Annotated in this window: 10 protein-coding genes; 4 read left to right on the top strand and 6 right to left on the bottom strand. The window is 31.0% G+C overall.

Annotated elements, in window-relative coordinates; all coding sequences use genetic code 11:
• Nucleotides 1-42: 42 nt before the first annotated feature.
• Together PQF96_RS00400 and PQF96_RS00395 are read right to left on the bottom strand one after the other, a co-directional pair.
• Entirely contained in the window at nucleotides 43-465 is a 423-nt protein-coding gene (locus PQF96_RS00400) for a hypothetical protein (RefSeq protein ID WP_143918983.1), read from the bottom strand.
• Between the two features lie 25 nt (nucleotides 466-490).
• Nucleotides 491-979: a hypothetical protein gene (locus PQF96_RS00395; protein WP_109436690.1), complete on the bottom strand. Its 489-nt coding sequence runs from the start codon at nucleotides 977-979 to the stop codon at nucleotides 491-493.
• Nucleotides 980-1,524: 545 nt separating this feature from the next.
• Here PQF96_RS00395 and PQF96_RS00390 point away from each other — a divergent pair.
• From PQF96_RS00390 to PQF96_RS00380, 3 genes are all read left to right on the top strand, one after another.
• Entirely contained in the window at nucleotides 1,525-3,330 is a 1,806-nt protein-coding gene (locus PQF96_RS00390) for a hypothetical protein (protein WP_271764709.1), read from the top strand.
• A 342-nt stretch (nucleotides 3,331-3,672) separates the two neighbouring features.
• On the top strand, nucleotides 3,673-4,290 hold the full coding sequence (locus tag PQF96_RS00385) for a hypothetical protein (protein ID WP_271764708.1): 618 nt from the start codon (nucleotides 3,673-3,675) through the stop codon (nucleotides 4,288-4,290).
• Between the two features lie 448 nt (nucleotides 4,291-4,738).
• A complete protein-coding gene (locus tag PQF96_RS00380) occupies nucleotides 4,739-6,637 on the top strand; it encodes a tetratricopeptide repeat protein (RefSeq protein ID WP_271764707.1) in 1,899 nt (632 codons plus the stop codon).
• A 56-nt stretch (nucleotides 6,638-6,693) separates the two neighbouring features.
• Here PQF96_RS00380 and PQF96_RS00375 read toward each other — a convergent pair whose 3' ends face one another.
• On the bottom strand, nucleotides 6,694-8,262 hold the full coding sequence (locus PQF96_RS00375) for a tetratricopeptide repeat protein (RefSeq protein WP_271764706.1): 1,569 nt from the start codon (nucleotides 8,260-8,262) through the stop codon (nucleotides 6,694-6,696).
• 1,144 nt (nucleotides 8,263-9,406) lie between these two features.
• Here PQF96_RS00375 and PQF96_RS00370 point away from each other — a divergent pair.
• Nucleotides 9,407-9,655 (top strand): hypothetical protein, encoded by a 249-nt coding sequence (locus PQF96_RS00370; RefSeq protein WP_271764705.1) that lies wholly within the window; start codon nucleotides 9,407-9,409, stop codon nucleotides 9,653-9,655.
• A 600-nt stretch (nucleotides 9,656-10,255) separates the two neighbouring features.
• Here the strand turns inward: PQF96_RS00370 and PQF96_RS00365 are convergent.
• The 3 genes from PQF96_RS00365 to PQF96_RS00355 form a co-directional block, all read right to left on the bottom strand.
• Nucleotides 10,256-17,440, bottom strand: a complete 7,185-nt coding sequence (locus tag PQF96_RS00365) for a T9SS type A sorting domain-containing protein (RefSeq protein WP_271764704.1) — start codon at nucleotides 17,438-17,440, stop codon at nucleotides 10,256-10,258.
• Nucleotides 17,441-17,588: 148 nt separating this feature from the next.
• Nucleotides 17,589-19,847, bottom strand: coding sequence for an OmpA family protein (locus PQF96_RS00360; protein WP_271764703.1), 2,259 nt, complete (start codon nucleotides 19,845-19,847; stop codon nucleotides 17,589-17,591).
• 16 nt (nucleotides 19,848-19,863) lie between these two features.
• Entirely contained in the window at nucleotides 19,864-20,817 is a 954-nt protein-coding gene (locus PQF96_RS00355; RefSeq protein WP_271764702.1) for a PorP/SprF family type IX secretion system membrane protein, read from the bottom strand.
• Nucleotides 20,818-20,832 lie beyond the last annotated feature (15 nt).

Genomic DNA, 20,832 nt, shown 5'->3' with positions numbered 1-20,832 from the left:
ATTGAAAATATTTATGTTATTTTAATAGAAAATATTGAAAACTTACTTTGTTAGTTTAACTCCTCTACCACCATATAAATTGGCAGCTATACCACTAAATTCATTTTGCATTGTTTCTAATGAAATATTGTAAGTCTTCGAGGCATTAGTTAATTTTTTCTTTAATTTTAAATTTTTATCAATCGCTATTCCTGCCATAATGAATACAACAATAACTATGATTCCAACTATAGAAAATTCTGTTGTTTTGATAGTATTATAGGTATCATAGCTATAACTTCTACCAGCTATAAAAATATTATGAATTAAGAAAAAGACACCAATAATCAAAAAAGGAATTTTTACATAACTTTCCATTTCAGCTGATTTTTTATAAATGTCTAGCATTTCCTGTAATATTTGTTTAGGTAGTTTTTCTATAATCTCTAGTTGAACTTCTTGTTCTATTTTTTCTTTATTTTCCATGTTATTATGATTAGGAATTATTGGATTATGTACTACTTACATTAATACATAATTTTTCTAACGAAATTTTAAACTCGATATATGCTGTAGATGAAATAAAGTTGTCATGAAAAAACTCAAATCTATCTTTATTATCATTCGTATAAATGATAATAGATTCTCCATCATCAGAATCATCCTTAATATATAACTTGCTGATATCTTTAAAACTTAAAATGACTTGAGTGGTTTTATGAGGAAAACTAATTGTAGTCTGAGATATTTTTATAGTATTTTTATTTTGAATGGCAGTTTTATGCGCTTTTAATTTGTAGATGGAGTATATCAAAAATGAAATGAATAAAACTCCTAAAATATAATAACTGTATGGACTTGATATAATACTTTTACCTTTAATTGCAATCCCTGCATTGTAATAAAAGCAATAAAGTGTTAGTGCCCCAAAAATAATAGCAGGCATGAATGTCCAATATGAAAATGTACTTTTGTATTCAAATTCTTTATATTCTTCCATGACGATACGTTTTCAATTTTTGTTAAAAGATTTTCTATTTCTTCAGAGTTGTTAGTGATGTATTTGTTCTGATTTCTAACAATTAATTAATATTATATTCCAAATGTATATACTTTCTTTAAGGAGGTTATCCCTCAATTAATATCCGTTTTATTTGGATATATATTTGATGAATTTTTGAGGCTGAGGTAGGGAATATTTTGAGAGACCCTGTATTTGATTCGAGTACAATAACATTTTAAATTACCTTTTTTTAGATTTATATAATCTAAAATCTTCAATAAAAACTCTTTGTCAAATACGACTCTTAGAACATAGTTTTAGAAATTATACGATAGAAGGTATGAAAAGAGAGCTATCAGAAATTCAAACTAATTATTGTTAAAAAATTAGAAGTTCATAGAATATGATAATTATCATATTTAGTTCTGACTCCATTTGTCAATTTTGACGATTAAGAATCTGTATAAATATATGTAAATACATAATATTTTGGATTAACAATCTATAGTTGCGCAATTGCAGCAAAATTAATTTATTCTTTTATGAAACTACATTCATTTCATATTCCTGTAATGGGAATAGGCTTTACCATCGATACTCCGTTAAAAGTTTCTCATTTAGGCATAGACTCTGTTGTTTCCTTAGTAGATGATATTCTATTAGAAAAACTAAGAAAAATGTACTGCAATCTATTTGAAGAACCCTATAGTGAAATAACTGAAAGTATAGAAGATTTTAGAGCCAAACGGATTACTTCCTATCTTAATTTGATGAATAATGTAGCAGAAAAGAAGTTTGAAGAACTCAAAAATATTTCAAATGGATTGAATAAAGAATTAAAACAATATTTAAACATTCTACCTGGTACTTCTGTCCTAAAACAACGATTTAAAAATTTGAGTTATACAAATTATAATGTAAAAGAACTCCTAAGTTTTATAGAAGATCATTTATGTATAGGAAGTATTGATGTTAATATCATGACTAAAGTAGATAAAGAAAATTATAAGAAAAAAGAAAAATTACCTAATATATATAATGACGCTCACTCTGCACTTAGAGGATATGCTAAAAGCGATTTATCTTCATCTATAATACTTTCGGCAGGTATGAATCCTAGGTTATATAGCTATATGGAAGAATTTGATGATTTTTATCCCGATAAGAACGGGAAGATTAAAAAGAAAATAGTTTTAAAAGTAAGTGATTACAGATCCGCCCTTATACAAGGAAAGTTTCTTGCTAAAAAAGGACTTTGGGTTTCAGAATATAGGATTGAATCTGGGCTTAATTGTGGGGGGCATGCATTTGCAACCGATGGATATCTTCTGGGACCTATTTTAGCTCAATTTAGAGATCAAAAGGAGGAGTTGATACAAGAAATACACAAGATAATGATTGAAGCACTTTTTCATAAAAGAGGTCATATTCTACAAGAACCTTTATCTATAAAAATAACCGCTCAAGGAGGAGTTGGTACAGCAGAAGAACATCGGTTTTTACTCGAACACTATAGAGTAGATTCTGTAGGTTGGGGGACACCATTTCTTTTGGTTCCCGAAGCAACAACTGTAGATGATGGTTCATTAGATAAATTAGTAAAAGCAAAAGAAAAAGATTTGTATCTAAGTAATATCTCTCCTTTGGGTATACCTTTTAATAATCTTAAGGGAAATACTAAAGATCAGGAAAAACTTGCTTTGATATCAAAAAATCGACCAGGGAGTTCCTGCCCTAAAAAATACGTAGCTTTAAATAAAGATTTTTCTGAACAAGGGATGTGTACTGCTTCTCGTCAATATCAGTATTTAAAAATTAAAGAATTGGATGAAAAAGAGTTTTCTAAAGATAAATATGAGGAAGAATATAATAAAATTATAGAAAAGTCATGTACTTGTGTTGGATTAGGAACTTCAGCATTATTAAAGTATAACTTAAATACCAAAACCGAAGGACAAGGTGTTTCTATTTGCCCAGGCCCCAATATGGCTTACTTTTCAAAGATTATGAGTTTAAAAGAAATGACCAATCATATCTATGGAGAATCTGATGTAATAACAAGAACAGATCGTCCAAATATGTTCATAAAAGAGTTAGGGATTTATATCAATTACTTAAAAACTAAGCTCGAAGAGATGAAAATCCCCTTGGATGCTAAACAAAAAAAGTACTTGACAACATTTGCCAAAAACTTAAATGAAGGTATTTCATATTATAAAAATACTTTTAATAGCGATATAAAAACGGTATCAGAAAGTACTAAATGTGAGATTATGAGAGGTTTAGTCAAATGGCATAGTATTTTAAACCAAATAAATTCAGAAATAGATCATTTGTGTAATACCTAATTGAAGAATATCAGTATCAGTTTAGAAATTGTTTTATCCCATACATCATTCATTAGCGTATTATATTTATTGTAAAAGGTTATTGTAAAATAAAGAAGAAGATAACGAACTAAGAATGTTATGTATTTAGTTTATAACAGGTTAGTAAAATGTTTAATACGTTATTGTTGGAGGCTTTTATTTATTTTGGTATGTTTTTTGTTTATCTATTATTAATTATTAAAAATACTTTTTATAGATGGTCGTATTTGATTAACTTTCAAATAAAAAGAAATCTATGCAATTAGAACTTTGAAAACAATTTATGAAATCATAATTTTACTCCCCCAAAAAATGAATATTATGCGCAACGTGAATACTTGGAACACAAAAAAGTTATTACTTACTCTGGTAATCTTATGCTTTTTTATACAAATGAAGGCACAGAATGATCAAATTTCTATTCAGTCTATTAATGATAGAGAATTTACTGTAAGCAGTATTAATGGAATTCCTTTTACAATAGTTTTAGAAAATAGTAATAATGATGGACAATATCAATTAGGAAGTAATGGTCGTCTTACTTTTAAGGTTGAAGATTTGATAGGAAAGAGAAGTACCCTTAGAATTGTATTACAAGAAAAGATATTTTTATCTTTAGAAGATAAACTTGTCGCACAATATCAAGCTGATGTAAAATGGATTGAATCCAAACTTCAAATCACAGAAGGTGAATTTAAAATATTCCCATCACGTCCAATTTTTACAGAAGCAGGTTTGGAAAAATTAAAAGGTAAAGTTTTTGAATATGCTACTTCTGATAAAAAAGAAGATTATTTCAATCAATGGATAGAAAAAGTAAATTACTCATATGGAGCAGTAGGATATTTCAATGAAATATTTGCCGCATCCAATGGTGAGGACAATGCGCAAAGACATAATTTCTTACCTATCAATATATACGAAGAACTTCATAAATAAAATAGCCTCTTTATCTTAGGTAATGTATAAAGAAACTAATTTAATTTGAAATCTGTTTTCTTGATATCTAAATAAAGTTATGTTTGCCGATTGAATATTATCTGATATAAAAAAATAAAAAATGCCCAATTTTGGGCGTTTTTTATTTTTTTCCTTAGCAAATTCTCTCTTTTATACAGTTAAATGACAGTTAATTGATTTTGTGAGGTTTATGTTCTGGTTATAAAAGAATTGTACACCTATTGATTTGTATTTGTAACCTTTTGTCTACCCTATATATTCCTAAATCACTAGTTACGATTATACCTTTGTCTGTTTTGTAAGAAACAATATTATGAGGTCAATAGATTGTGTGTAGAAAAATGCTAATTATATTTTTCTCCAGTATTGTTTCTATAAAAAGTATTTGTTTAAAATTTTATTTTTGATTTCTTAATATTATCCCTAAATGAGAATTTTCTATTTAGTATTTGTCTTATGCTATGGAGTTTTTTTATCTCAAGAATTGTCAGCCCAAAACCTTAAAATTGTAGATAGTTTACGTTTTTTAGTAAATGATCATGATACACCTGATTCTACATTAGTAATTGGTTATAATGATTTAGGAATTCAATATGCTACATCAGATTCAAAATTGGCAAAAACCTATATCAATAAAGCACTAAAAATTGCTAAATCCAGTAAAAATCAACGAGGTATCGCTGGTGCTCAAAATTGTTTAGGAATTGTTTATTATTACCAGAAACAATATGACTCTGCATTAGTATATTTTAATAAGGCTTTAGCGATTAATAAAAGAGAAAAATACTATTGGGGGCAAGGATCAGCCTTACACCAAATAGGGGTAATTCATAAATATCAGGCTAATTATCTTAGAGCAATAGAAAGTTTTCAAAAATCCGGAGAGTTATTTCATTCAATTAATGATTCTATTTCTTTTGCAAAGGCAATAGAAAATATAGGAAGTTGCTATTATTATATTGGGAATCATCATAAAGCAATGGAATTTCACTTGCAGGCAATGAGTATATACGAAAAGAAACATAATATAAATGGCATCAGTCGTGAATATAATTATTTAAGTCGTTCTTTAATAGATCAGAAAGAATACCAAAAAGCATTGGATTATCTTAATGAAGCTTTAATAGTTATAAGAAAATCAGGTAATAATATACAGGTTGCAGTTGCTTTACAAAATATAGTGAGATGTTATGTTGGACTTAATAATTATGATAAAGCGCTGAAGTATAGCATGGAAGCCCTGGAATATAAAAAGCTATCAGGAAATAAAAAGAATATAGCCTCTACACAAAGTTCTATCGGTGAGATCTATTATCATCTTAAGGATTACAATAAAGCGATTGATTATTTAAAGAAATCGTTAGAAAACCATGTGTATAATGGTGATTACACTAGTAAAATGATTACTTGTCATAGGTTAAGCAAGACTTATTTAGCTATCCATAAACTTGGTCAGGCAAAGTTTTATGCAACCAAAGCATTGGAAATTTCTAAAAAGATCAAAAATTTAAAAGGCGAAAAGAATACGTATACTATTTTGGCATCTATCGAAGAGCAGGAGGGAAGAGGTATGGAAGCTTCTGGATATTATAAAAAAGCTCTGGAGTTAAAAGATTCAATGCTTAAAATAGAGAACGAAAAACAAGCACGTCAATTACAAATGATGTATGAAACAGAACAAAAAGAACTGCAAATTGATCAACAGGAAAACGAAATTCAATTACTGAAACAAAGAGTAAAAATTAATAAGCTAAAGTATTCCTTATTGATTATTGTTTTAGTATTAATTCTTATTATTTTGGGGTTTGGATTTTATGAAACCAAACAAAAAATAGAACGTTCTAAATTGCTGGCAAAACATTCTAGATTGGAAAAAGAAAAGCTAGATGATGAATTGTCATTTAAGAAAAGAGAGTTAATTACACATGCTTTACACTTAGCCAAAAAGAATACCGTATTAGAAAAACTAAAACAAACGATAGAAAAATTTGTATTGGCTGAAAAAGAAAATATAACATTTGACTATCGTCAATTAACAGTAATTATTCAACAAGAATTAAGAGATGATGAAAGCTGGGAGAATTTTAGAAATTATTTTGAACATATCCATCAAGATTTTTATACAACTGTTAAGAAGAAATACCCTAAAATCACTCCAGGAGAATTAAGACTAATTGCATTACTAAAAATGAATTTGTCTTACAAAGAAATTGGAGGAATCCTTAACATTACTCAAGAAGGAGTAAAGAAGGCCAGATATCGTCTTCGTAAAAAATTAAATATAAAACCAGAAGAATCCCTTCAAAACCTAGTCATGAACCTCTAGAGATATTTAATTATAAGGCATAAGGTATTCACAAAAGAACACATAATACAAAACTTCTATTTATACAATTTATCGTCAGGAATCATTTCTTTTTCAAGACTAATTAAATAATCAATGATTTCTTGTTTAGGATTCAGTTCCAGCTTTTTACGAAGACGATATCTGGCAGTTTTTAAACTTCCTGGCGAAATACCAAGAATACTTGCCGTTTCTTTAATATTAAGGTTGAGTCTAATCAAAGAACATATTTTAAGATCGTTAGCCTTTAAATTTTCATGTTTTAATTTTAATTTGGCATGGAACCCTATTTTAGCTTCTTCAAAATAATTTCTAAAATTCTCCCAATTTTTATCAATGCTCAGGTTTTCTTCTGCCAGCTTCTTTAATTCTTGAATAAGTTTTTTCTCTTCTAAAGATGACACTTGATCTAAATGCTTAACGATATTCTGTATTTTATTGATGATCTCATTCTTTTGCTGAAAATTAAAAGTATAAGAGGTAAGTTGCTTATTTTTGAATTCTAGTTGTTCTTCTAACTCCTTTTGCTTCAGTTTTTCATTTTGAATAAATTTTTGAGCTAAAGAATTTTGAGATTTTAAAATATCTTGTTCTTTAATTGCAAATTCAATTTCTTTTTCTGAACGTTTTCTATACACAGATAAGATAATATATGCACTAATGGAGATGAGTAAAATACTGGTAAAGAGAGTGTAGTTGATGATTTTTTTCTTTCCATGTTCCTGTTCAAGAATAGAAATTTTAGTATTGGTTTGTTCTAATTTATTTTTGAATTCTAAAAAAGCTATTTCTTTTGATTTTTTATAATTGAACAAAGTATCTTTAAGTTTAACATAGTTATTATAAAACAATAAAGCTTGTTCGGGTTGATGCATTATGGTTTTTAATTTCTTTAATTCTTGATATGAAGCTAACTCTTGCTTTTTTAGATTGTTTTCTTTTGAACTTTGTAATCCCATTTTTAGAGTATGCTCAGCTTCATCCAGATTACCTTTAAGCCTTAAAGTTTTACCTAATAAAATCATACTACTTGTCAAACCATAGGTATCTCCAATTTCTTTACTTAATCTTATCGATTCATGAATATGATATGATGCTTGGTCAAGATTATTTTTATTTAAATGAAGTAAAGTCAAACGATTATGGATCTCTGCAATACCATAAGTAAAATTACTATTGGTATGTATTTCTAATGCATTATTTAGATATTCTAACGCTTCAATATGTTTGTTTTGCTCAATCAAAATAGTTGCTATTTTGGTAAAAGTAGTAGCGACATCATTTGTGAGTTTTAAATCTGTAAATAGATGAATTGCTTTGTTATATTCTCTAAGAGCTTCATTGTACTCTTTTAAATCTGCATATATTAATCCAATGTGCAGTGTAGTACTAGCGACACCTTTATAATTATTGTTTTTTTTGTGTTTTTTCTTCGAAATTAGAAGATATCGAAGTGCTTCTTTATAATTTCCTTGAACCCAATATTGATGACCAATACTGCTTAGAATATCGACGCTTGTAGTATTGTTTTTGTAATATTCAGTAGGTTCATTTTCTAAATTGGTTAATTTCTGATTTTGCGCATGTATACTTTGTAAAAAACACATAAATAAAATTGTGTAGATCGTCAAATGTATCTTCCGTAAACTAGGTAATGATACAGATATAAAGTTTAATCTATAAAAAGAATAGTGTAGAAGTAGTATCATATGGGGTTGGGTTATTAAGGGTTTTTTTTGGTATTTATTTTAATTCATATTTATATAAATCATTAAAAAAGGTTCTAATTTTCAATAACATAACATTTTAAGATAAGCAATGTAAATGGTAATTCCAGCACAATTGCTTAGAATCTATGATTCTGTAACTAATGCTTTGAGTTTTAATTTATACAATTTAGACACATTTATTTCATTATTCAATGAAGATAAATTCTGTTATGATTAAGATAGAATTTAAAGAATAAGATTTAATGTTTTAAATAAAAAGTAAGAGGAATTTTAGCTTTTAGTAAAATTCTTCTCTCTGATTTTGTAATACGTTTTAGATAAAAAAGTAATTTTAAAAATGAAGTGTTGTGAATGGTCATGTTTGGGTTTGTTAAAAAGTTAGGGGTAAATTTTGATGATTTGTATTTTTTGAATTTTCTGTTTAAACAGATTTTTTTATTTCTTTTTTACGTTACTTAAAATTTTAAAAACAAAACTACCTACAATTTGGAACCTATAGTATAATTCTTAATTGGGTTTAACTCAAATTTAATATGTAGCCTTGTTGTTTAAAAAAAAAGTACGGGTACAAAAGGGGGACACTGGGCTCTATTAAGCTAATAAATTCATAATGTATTGATTTTCAATATTTTGATTTTTAGTTGTTTAATTTTTTCGATGCTCTTATAGTTTTGTTTTTTTGACTGGATTCTTTTAATATTATTATTTTATTATACTGTTTTCTTCTAAAACTTCATACAGTTTATAGGTTTGATATTCAATGTATTAATGTTACTTTGTCAAAACTGTTCCTTGAAATACTAAGTTCAACATTTTTGTAATTGATAGTTTTTTAGTGATTTGTATGCTCCTCTCTTTTAAAAAGTAACCTATTGATACATTAGTGTTTCTTTTTGTATGCTCTTTTTTTTAAGAAATATTATGGTTTTACCGTAATATTGTTCTAGTAATCTGTATGGATGTTTACTACTTTAAACGTGGATAAACTATTGTATAAATCTATTATTTTGAAAGTGTTTTTATGAAAAAAATGGAGTGGGTATTACCTGTAGGTACTATAATATTTGTTATATCGATTCTTCTTAATGTAATACCAGAAGAAGATGAAATCTTCAATTCTGTAGGAAAGAATGAAATAAATAGACTTAAAATTGAAAACAAAATTATTCTTGAATCTAATATGATTACACAATATAAATTGTTGGAATTAGTGAATAAAGTAGATAGCTTACTAAACTTAATACATTGTAATCAAATTGGAGTAAAGTAAAAAAGAAGAAAAATGTAAACTATTAGTTTACAGAATCATCATCGTAGAGGATTGAATATGATTATGGTTTATTTCTAAATAAAGCACAATAACTATTGTGAATTTTATTAAAAGTAAGATATAAAATATTAGAAATAATGTCAGTCACGTATTACCATGTTTTTAAAATTAAAAGACTATTTATTGTTTTACATGTATAAGAAAGATTTTTGTTTTTATTTTAGACGATTGTGATAAAAACCTTATAAATATTTCTATATAAGATTGATATTTTACCTCCTGGTCATTTTGGGTTATTTTGATCAGGGGGTTTTTACTTTACGTTATTTTGTAGAAGTTTTTTACTGATACAAAACGGCAAAGGCTAACGTTTTCTTTCTTACTTCATGTTTATTGTATTTCAAAAACTTAATTACAAAAAAGAAAATAGTAGGAGGAGAGTTGAAAGTGTATTTAGCTACTGATCTATTGTTCTAAAAGGTAAAATAATCTTTTATTAATATACCTTTATCTTGTTTAAAAATGAATACAACCTGAATAGATGATTTGAATCACTATCCAGGTTGTATTGTTTTACTTTTATAAAAGTATCAGTGCACTTTATTTAGCTAGAATAATACGATCTGTTGTAAAATTATTACCTACACGCACTACATAGAAGTAGACCCCGGATGGTAAATCTCCATCTTGATTAAAGGTAGTGTAGTATTGTCTATCGGCCTCAATTTTTTCATCAAATAAAGTGTTCACTAAAATACCGGTAATCGTATAAATCTCGATCTTAGCATTTCCTTCTTTTGCACTACTAAAAGCAATTGTAGCCTTATCTCTAGATGGATTAGGGTATGCTTTTGCTATGAATTTAGTGAAAGTTCTTGTTTCGATATTTGATACACTTTGTAATCCATCATTTTTCTCATCACAAAGTGCAGTTACAATTATGGTTTCTTGTTTAGTACATCCAGTAATTGTGTTAGTAGCCGTTACTCTATATTCACCTTCAGAGGTTACATTGACCGGATTCTCACCAGCAGTAAATCCTTCCCAGTTAAAAGTGACATTAGGTGTTGTAGATGTTGCCGTTAACGCTACCGAGGTATTAGTACACGTAATGATTCCATCAGCCGTAGCGGTAAGCTCAGGCTTAGTTAAGTCTGCACTTACTATTATGGTTTCTTGTCTAGTACATCCTGTAATTGTGTTAGTAGCGGTTACCATATATTCACCTTCTGAAGTTACATTTACCGGATTCTCACCAGCAGTAAACCCAGTCCAGCTAAAGATCACATTGGGGTTTGTGGATGTAGCCGTTAGGGTTACTGAAGTATTACTGCAAGTGATCATTCCATCTGCTGTAACGGTAAGCTCAGGTTTAGTTAAGTCTGCACTTACTATTATGGTTTCTTGTTTAGTACATCCTGTAATTGTGTTAGTAGCGGTTACTATATAGTCCCCTTCTGAAGTTACATTGACCGGATTCTCACCATCAGTAAATCCTTCCCAGTTGAAGGTTACATTAGGAGTAGTTGATGTAGCGGTTAATGCTACCGAGGTATTACTACAGGTAATGATTCCGTCAGTTGATGCGGAGAGTTCAGGTTGATCAAGATCAGCACTTACAGTTACAGTTTGTTGAATACTACATCCATTGATGGTATTGGTAGCGGTTACTATATAATCACCCTCAGAGGTTACATTGACCGGATTCTCACCATCGGTAAACCCTTCCCAGTTGAAGGTTACATTAGGAGTAGTTGATGTGGCGGTTAATGCTACTGATGTATTACTACAGGTAATGATTCCGTCAGCCGTAGCGGTAAGCTCAGGCTTGGTTAAATCTGCACTCACAGTTACAATTTGTTGAATACTACATCCGTTAATGGTATTGGTAGCGGTTACTACATAATCCCCTTCAGAGGTTACATTGACCGGATTCTCACCATCGGTAAATCCTTCCCAGTTGAAGGTTACATTAGGAGTAGTTGATGTAGCCGTTAATGCTACTGATGTATTACTACAGGTAATGATTCCGTCAGTTGATGCGGAGAGTTCAGGTTGATCAAGATCAGCACTTACAGTTACAGTTTGTTGAATACTACATCCATTGATGGTATTGGTAGCGGTTACTACATAATCCCCTTCAGAGGTTACATTTACCGGATTCTCACCATCAGTAAACCCTTCCCAGTTGAAGGTTACATTAGGTGTTGTAGATGTAGCGGTTAATGCTACCGAGGTATTACTACACGTAATGATTCCGTCAGCAGTAGCGGTAAGCTCAGGCTTGGTTAAATTAGCACTTACAGTTACAGTTTGTTGAACACTACATCCATTGATGGTATTGGTAGCGGTTACTACATAATCCCCTTCAGAGGTTACATTGACTGGATTCTCACCATCAGTAAACCCTTCCCAGTTGAAGGTTACATTAGGAGTAGTTGATGTAGCGGTTAATGCTACCGAGGTATTACTACAGGTAATGATTCCGTCAGCAGTAGCGGTAAGCTCAGGCTTAGTTAAATCAGCACTTACAGTTACAATTTGTTGAATACTACATCCATTGATGGTATTGGTAGCGGTTACTATATAATCACCCTCAGAGGTTACATTGACTGGATTCTCACCATCGGTAAATCCTTCCCAGTTGAAGGTTACATTAGGAGTAGTTGATGTGGCGGTTAATGCTACCGAAGTATTACTACACGTAATGATTCCGTCAGCAGTAGCGGTAAGCTCAGGCTTGGTTAAATTAGCACTTACAGTTACAGTTTGTTGAACACTACATCCATTGATGGTATTGGTAGCGGTTACTATATAATCACCCTCAGAGGTTACATTGACCGGATTCTCACCATCAGTAAACCCTTCCCAGTTGAAGGTTACATTAGGAGTAGTTGATGTGGCGGTTAATGCTACCGAAGTATTACTACACGTAATGATTCCGTCAGCAGTAGCAGAGAGCTCAGGTTGATCAAGATCTGCACTTACAGTTACAGTTTGTTGAATACTACATCCGTTGATGGTATTGGTAGCGGTTACTACATAATCACCTTCTGAAGTTACATTGACTGGATTCTCACCATCGGTAAATCCTTCCCAGTTGAAGGTTACATTAGGAGTAGTTGATGTAGCGGTTAATGCTACCGCGGTATTACTACACGTAATGATTCCATCAGCTGATGCGGAGAGTTCAGGTTGATCAAGATCAGCACTTACAGTTACAGTTTGTTGAATACTACATCCATTGATGGTATTAGTAGCAGTTACCACATAATCCCCTTCAGAGGTTACATTGACCGGATTCTCACCATCGGTAAACCCTTCCCAGTTGAAGGTTACATTAGGAGTAGTTGATGTAGCGGTTAATGCTACCGAAGTATTACTACACGTAATAATTCCGTCAGCAGTAGCAGAGAGTTCAGGTTTGGTAATATCCTGTGTTACAGTAACCGATGTAGATCCTGCACATCCATTGTCATTAGTTACTTCTAGTGTATAATCTCCAGGTTCGCTTACATTTATATTTTTTGTATTTGCCGTAAAACCATTTGGTCCTGTCCAATTATAATTAACATCATTATCAGCAGATCCACCGGTTATGGTTACAACATCATTAATGCATGTAAGTATACCTTCTACAGAAGCAGTAGCATCAATAGTTCCTGGATTTTTTTCTGTAACCTTTACATTGTCAAAATAGTAAAATTCATCTGAAGCAGTAGTTCTTGATTTGACTATAATTTGTAGACTATTTCCACTGAGTGAGCCTATTGATACAGTAGTTCCTGAACTGCTATTGTTATTTATGGCTCCTGAATTTTTACTAAAACGAACCTCTTGCTCTTCATTTATTTTATAATAAAGATCAATAAAGTCAAGATTTTCTCCGGTGTCTTCCATATCCCCTGTACTATACAATAGAACAGAGATGTTTACATCGTTTTTTCCTTTAATATCGATTGATTCAGAGGTCCATATTCCTTTTTTATCTTTCCCTGTATTATTAACTTTAAATCGATTATCTTTTACATGAAAGCCTCCAGAGCTTGGATTTTGAGTAGTCCAGGCTGTTGATCCAGAATCTGATGTTGTTCCTGTACTTAGGTTAAATTTTTCAAACCAAATATTAGTTTCGGTACCACCAGTAGAAGCTACATTTACCGATAAAGATGAAGTACATCCATTATTAGGGTTTGTTACTGTTAAGGAGTAATTTCCTGTTTGGCTTACAGTAGGGTTTTGTAATGATGAGCTGAAGTTATTAGGTCCAGTCCAGAGATAAGTAACATTTGGAGTTGTAGAATTACCTTTTAATATAACAGCATTAGACGAACAACTTAGTGTACCATCAACAGAAGCGGATACATTAGGAACTATAATATCCTGTGTTACAGTTACCGTTTTAGATCCTGTACATCCATTGTTATTGGTTACTTCTAGTGTATAATCTCCAGGTTCGCTTACATTTATATTTTTTGTATTTGCTGTAAAGTTATTAGGTCCTGTCCAATTATAATGAACACTATTATCAGAAGATCCTCCTGTTATGGTTACAACATCATTAATGCATGTAAGTATACCTTCTACAGAAGCAGTAGCATCAATAGTTCCTGGATTTTTTTCTGTAACCTTTACATTGTCAAAATAGTAAAATTCATCTGAAGCAGTAGTTCTTGATTTGACTATAATTTGTAGACTATTTCCACTTAGAGAACCTATTGATACAGTAGTTCCTGAACTGCTATTGTTATTTATGGTTCCTGAATTTTTACTAAAACGAACCTCTTGCTCTTCATTTATTTTATAATAAAGATCAATAAAGTCAAGACCTTCTCCAGTGTCTTCCATATCCCCTGTACTATATAAGAGAACAGAGATGTTTACATCATTTTTTCCTTTAATATCGATTGATTCAGAGGTCCATATTCCTTTTTTATCTTTCCCTGTATTATTAACTTTAAATCGATTATCTTTTACATGAAAACCTCCTGAGCTTGGATTTTTAGTAGTCCAGGCTGTTGATCCAGAATCTGATGTTGTTCCTGTACTTAGGTTAAATTTTTCAAACCAAATATTAGTTTCGGTACCACCAGTAGAAGCTACATTTACCGATAAAGATGAAGTACATCCATTATTAGGGTTTGTTACTGTTAAGGAGTAATTTCCTGTTTGGCTTACAGTAGGGTTTTGTAATGATGAGCTGAAGTTATTAGGTCCAGTCCAGAGATAAGTAACATTTGGAGTTGTAGAATTACCTCTTAATGTTGCAGACCCAGATGAACAACTTAGTGTACCATCAACAGAAGCGGATACATTAGGTACTATAATATCCTGGGTTACAGTTACCGTTTTAGATCCTGTACATCCATTGTCATTAGTTACTTCTAGTGTATAATCTCCAGGTTCGCTTACATTTATATTTTTTGTATTTGCTGTAAAGTTATTAGGTCCTGTCCAATTATAATTAACATCATTATCAGAAGATCCACCGGTTATGGTTACAGCATCATTAATGCATGTAAGTATACCTTCTACAGAAGCAGTAGCATCAATAGTTCCTGGATTTTTTTCTGTAACCTTTACATTGTCAAAATAGTAAAATTCATCTGAAGCAGTAGTTCTTGATTTGACTATAATTTGTAGACTATTTCCACTGAGTGAGCCTATTGATACAGTAGTTCCTGAACTGCTATTGTTATTTATGGCTCCTGAATTTTTACTAAAACGAACCTCTTGCCCTTCATTTATTTTATAATAAAGATCAATAAAGTCAAGATTTTCTCCAGTGTCTTCCATATCCCCTGTACTATATAAGAGAACAGAGATGTTCACATCATTTTTTCCTTTAATATCGATTGATTCAGAGGTCCATATTCCTTTTTTATCTTTCCCTGTATTATTAACTTTAAATCGATTATCTTTTACATGAAAACCTCCTGAGCTTGTATTTTGAGTAGTCCAGGCTGTTGATCCAGAATCTGATGTTGTTCCTGTACTTAGGTTAAATTTTTCAAACCAAATATTAGTTTCGGTACCACCAGTAGAAGCTACATTTACCGATAAAGATGAAGTACATCCATTATTAGGGTTTGTCACTGTTAAGGAGTAATTTCCTGTTTGGCTTACAGTAGGGTTTTGTAATGATGAGCTGAAGTTATTAGGACCAGTCCAGAGATAAGTAACATTTGGAGTTGTAGAATTACCTCTTAATGTTGCAGACCCAGATGAACAACTTAGTGTACCATCAACAGAAGCGGATACATTAGGTACCGTAATATCCTGTGTTACAGTAACCATTGCGTTAGCTGTATTACCACAACCATTATTTGGAGTTACTTCTAGTGTATAATCTCCAGGTTCGCTTACATTTATATTTTTTGTATTTGCCGTAAAACCATTTGGTCCTGTCCAGGTATAATTAACATGATTATCAGAAGATCCACCAGTTATGATTACCGAATTATTGATACAAGAAAGTTCTCCGTCTACAAAAGCGGTTGCATCAACAGTGCTTAAACCAACTACTTTTACATTGTCAAAATAATAGAACTCACTAGAATGAGTGGTTCTCGATTTGACTATAATTTGTAAACTACTTCCATTAAGAGAACCTATAGAAACCTCCTTGCCAGAAGTACTATTACCATTTATAGATCCTGAATTTTTACTAAATCGAATCTTTTGACCATCATCTAACTTATAATATATATCTATAAAATCAAGACCATCTCCATTGGTTTCCATATCACCTGTACTATATAAATTAAGGGATATTTTTACATTGGTTTTATCAGAAATATCGATTGATTCAGAGGTCCATATTCCTTTATTGTCTTTTCCTGTATTATTAACTTTAAATCGATTATCCTTTACATGAAAACCTCCTGAGCTTGTATTTTGAGTAGTCCAGGCAGTGGATCCAGAATCTGATGTTGTGCCAGTACTTAGGTTAAATTCTTCTAGCCAAATTATTTCTGAAATACCTTTATTCTCTGTTATTAAAATAGAAGCTGAAGTTGATCCTGAAGAGTCTGTTACTTTAACAGTATAAGTGCCAGGAATAGAGATTACCGGATTTTGTAATGATGAACTAAAGTTATTAGGACCGGTCCAAGAATATGTAGGATTACTAACATTAGAATTAGCAGATAAAGTAAGTGAAGGATTTGTACAAGTCAGAATACCTCCATTAGTAGCCGTAGCCGATACTGAAATTGATGAATTACAAGGTCCATCTTCTTTAAAAACTGCATATTTTTCAATATGATACTTTGAAGTCTGAGAACCTCCATTATTATAATTGTATAATTTGACAATAATTTGAACGGTGGAGCCATTTAAAAAAGGGGAAATAAAATCGATTGTCCCAAAATTACCAGTGCGTTGAGCAAATAATACCTCGGGACCACCATCTATTTTATAGTACATCCTTGCATATTCACTACTATTCATATCTCCTTCAGAATGAATTTTAACAGATACCTGAAAATCAGAGTAGCCTTCAGCTGAAAAAACCTCTGAATACCAAATCCCTTCTCCACCTAGGTGTTCGGCATGTATTCGATTGGACTTTACTGCAAAAAACAATGGATTATTAAGATCACTGGCATCAAGATACCATCCTGTAGCATTTGAATCAGATGTTGTTCCACTACTAAGTCCATGAAAATCTCCATTAAGTATTGGACAATCGGGACTTGCCCTCATTTGAATTGTTAATAGTAGTAAACCTATTGATAAAATATAGGATTTTAATAAAAAAAGAGTTGTGTAAATTGTTTTCATATTTTTTTGATTGGGGATTTAACGAATAGTATAATTAGATGTTGATATCATCTAAAAAATTGAAAGACATTTGATATTTTTAGATTAAAATGAAATCAATTAAATATTTAATTGATTCTGACTCATATATAGTTAGTTTCATTATATATTATTTGACGATAATGAATTCACTTCGCCTATTTTTTTGATGTTGATCTTCTGTACAAGGAACCCCATCTCCACAATCATTAAAAAGCCTTCTTTCTCCATAAGCTCTTCCTCGAATACGACGCCAATTAATGCGTCCCTTTTCTGTAATGTATTTTAGAGTAGCTCTCATTCTTCGTACACTTAAGAGTTTGTTGTACCAATAACTGGATCTACTATCAGCATGTCCATGAATTTCCATTTTCATAGTAGGATAGATATTCATTAACTCTATTACTTTTAATAAGCCTGTTTCTCCTTCTGGTCTTATTTCTTCTGAGTTGAGATTAAAATGGATTGGAGTTGGAACGACCATCATCAGTCTTAGTTTTTCTTCCTTTTTCACATCGTTTTTTGGTACTCCTTTAGCACTTAATCGATACTCAGGAATTCTATTGTCAATAAAATATTGTTTGATCACATCTGCGCGATTTTGTGGGATCTCCATACTGTCAATATCATCATCTAAATATGATTTAATATCGGTATGAACTCTAGGGTAGCGTTTCATAAGAGCTATTAATTCATCTAATTTATTTTTTGATTTAGGTACAATATTTATAGAAGTATTATCAAAATGTATGGGGTCTGCGATCAATTCAAAATTGAATGCATTTTCATATCCAATAGAGTTATCATTTATTCTTTCAAGTTCTAAAGAGTTATCATATATTTTTTCTAGCGTAATTGGTTTTTCATACACTTCGGCAAACTCTTCTTTTTCTATGATATGTTCATAAGGCTTATACCCATTTTTGGTTACCTTAATTGAATATGCATTTTTTAATTCTTCATTAGAAGAAAAATAGTAATTCCCATTCTCAACTGAAGTTTCTTCTTGAATGATATTATTTTCCTTATCATAAATCGTTATTGTTGCATCATTAATGGCTTCATAAGTACTATTGTCTGTAATAGCACCTAATGTAGTCGTCAGGAAAAAACTTTTTAAGGGTATTATTTGATGAAAACTATAAATATCATCACCTCCTTTTCCTTCATCTCTATTGGATGAGAAGTATCCTTTTTCTGTTTCAGTATTAATGATGAAAGCAAAATCGTCTTTAGGAGTATTTATTGGACTACCTACATTTATTATTTCTAATGTTGAAGTAGTTGTTTTTGTTACAAAAATGTCTAAACCTCCTAATCCTGGATGACCATCAGAAGCAAAATATAATTCGTCATACGTTGTAAAAGGAAAAGTTTCTTTTCCTTCAGTATTAATTTCGTTACCTAAATTGATAGGTGTACCAAAACTTCCGTCATCATAAATGGTAACAGAATAGAGATCAGACATACCAAACCCTCCGGGCATATCAGAAGAAAAATATAAAGTTTTTCCGTCTGGACTTATTGATGGGTGGGAGGTAGAATAGGTATTGTCATTAAAAGGTAAATCTTCGGGGAGGGTCCAATTTCCTTCAGGATCTTTGGTAGATCGATATATTTTTAATCCAATGACCTCTCTTTTATCATCGCTATCATAGTTTCGAGTGAAGTATATAGTATTCCCATCATTCGTAAATACTGGTGTAGATTCATGAAATTTGGTACTTAATTCTTTTGAGAATTTTTGTGGATCAGATAAGGTATTTGTCTCAGAATCGTATTTTGCCTGGTATAATTCCAGGAATGATTCTTCTGTCCATTTATGTATTCTCTTATTAAAAAGTAAGGTATCTCTTGATGAACTAAATACAATATAATCCTTATAGAATGCTGCTCCAAAATCAGTAAAGTTAGAATTGATAGTTGCATTTTCTATATCATACCTTCCGGATTGATATGTTATTCGTTTAAGATAATCTCTTTTTTTATTAAATAGATTAGCACGTTGATCATCATTTTTTACCATGAGGAGGCGATCCATATAAATGTCAGATGCACTATAGTTTTTTAAGGATTTTAGACATTGTGCATACCTGAATAGGTATTCTGGTTCTATTTGATCAGGATAAGATTCTATAAATTCTTTATACCATTGTTCTGCGTTTTCTGGTTGTCCATTAAGATAATAACTATCTCCCAGGTTTTTTAAAGTTTCAGCGTTTCGATATTTTCGTTCTATTACTTTTAGGTATGCTTCCTGAGCGCTAACGTATTTATGTTGATCAAACATTTTGTTAGCAATATTTAATATTCTTTGTTGCGCTAGACCAGACCATCCCGAAAGAGATGTAATAAAAATAATAAGAGATGTGTATACTATTTTTTTCATCTATTCATTGAATTAGTTAAAAGAATCTCGGAGTTAAAAATTCATGATGAATATTTTTTAACTCAAATCGCAGTATTGCTTCATACGTTCCATTGTTGAAACGTGTTTGCCCTAGGTCAGTAACTTCGCGATCATATGCAAACCCAATCATTACTCGTTCTGAAATTTGAAAACCTGCAACAGCACTAAATGCTTTACTCCATCGATAAGAGGTTCCTACAGTAAACTTTTCATTAAACATAACATTAACAGATAGGTCAAGTTGTATAGGGCTTCCTACAGTATATTTTGTTAGCAGTGCGGGTTTAAACTTTATGAATGGTATTAATTCAAAAACATGACCAGTTATTAGATAGTAATTGATACGTTCTCTTGCAAAAACGCTTGCTTGTGTATTAATACTTGATAATGTTTTTTTGTTAAAATGTTTGGTTTCTAGTAGGTTAGGTGCGCTAATTCCTGCGTAGAATCGATTTGTACGATAATATAAACCTAATCCTACATTAGGGCTGAATTTATTATCGATATCATTTTCGAGTAAAGAATCGTCAGTATTAAATCTCCTTAGTGTGGATAGATCTACATTTAATAAGGTACCTCCTGCATTTAATCCAAAACTTAATTTTCCGATATCAGATACAGAAATAGTATACGAAGCACTGGCATTAAAATTAGTTTCATTAGCCGCTCCAATAGCGTCATTTATTATAGATAATCCTATACCTAATTTTTTTCTTTCGTTTATTGGGCTATTAATTGTAAGTGTTTGGGTGTTAGGAGCGCCATCAAGTCCCAGCCATTGACTACGGTATAATCCCATAACACTTAATACTCCTCTGCTTCCTGCATAAGCAGGATTGAAGCTAACAGTGTTATACATGTATTGTGTATACTGGCTATCCTGTTGTCCATAATTTGAAAAAGGAATAAAACAAGTGATTATAAATGTAAAGAGTAATAATTTTTTCATAGGCAAGTCATTGTG

The organism is Aquimarina algiphila (assembly GCF_947494415.1).
Taxonomy (GTDB): domain Bacteria; phylum Bacteroidota; class Bacteroidia; order Flavobacteriales; family Flavobacteriaceae; genus Aquimarina; species Aquimarina algiphila.
This window is presented reverse-complemented; position numbering and strand designations above follow the sequence as displayed.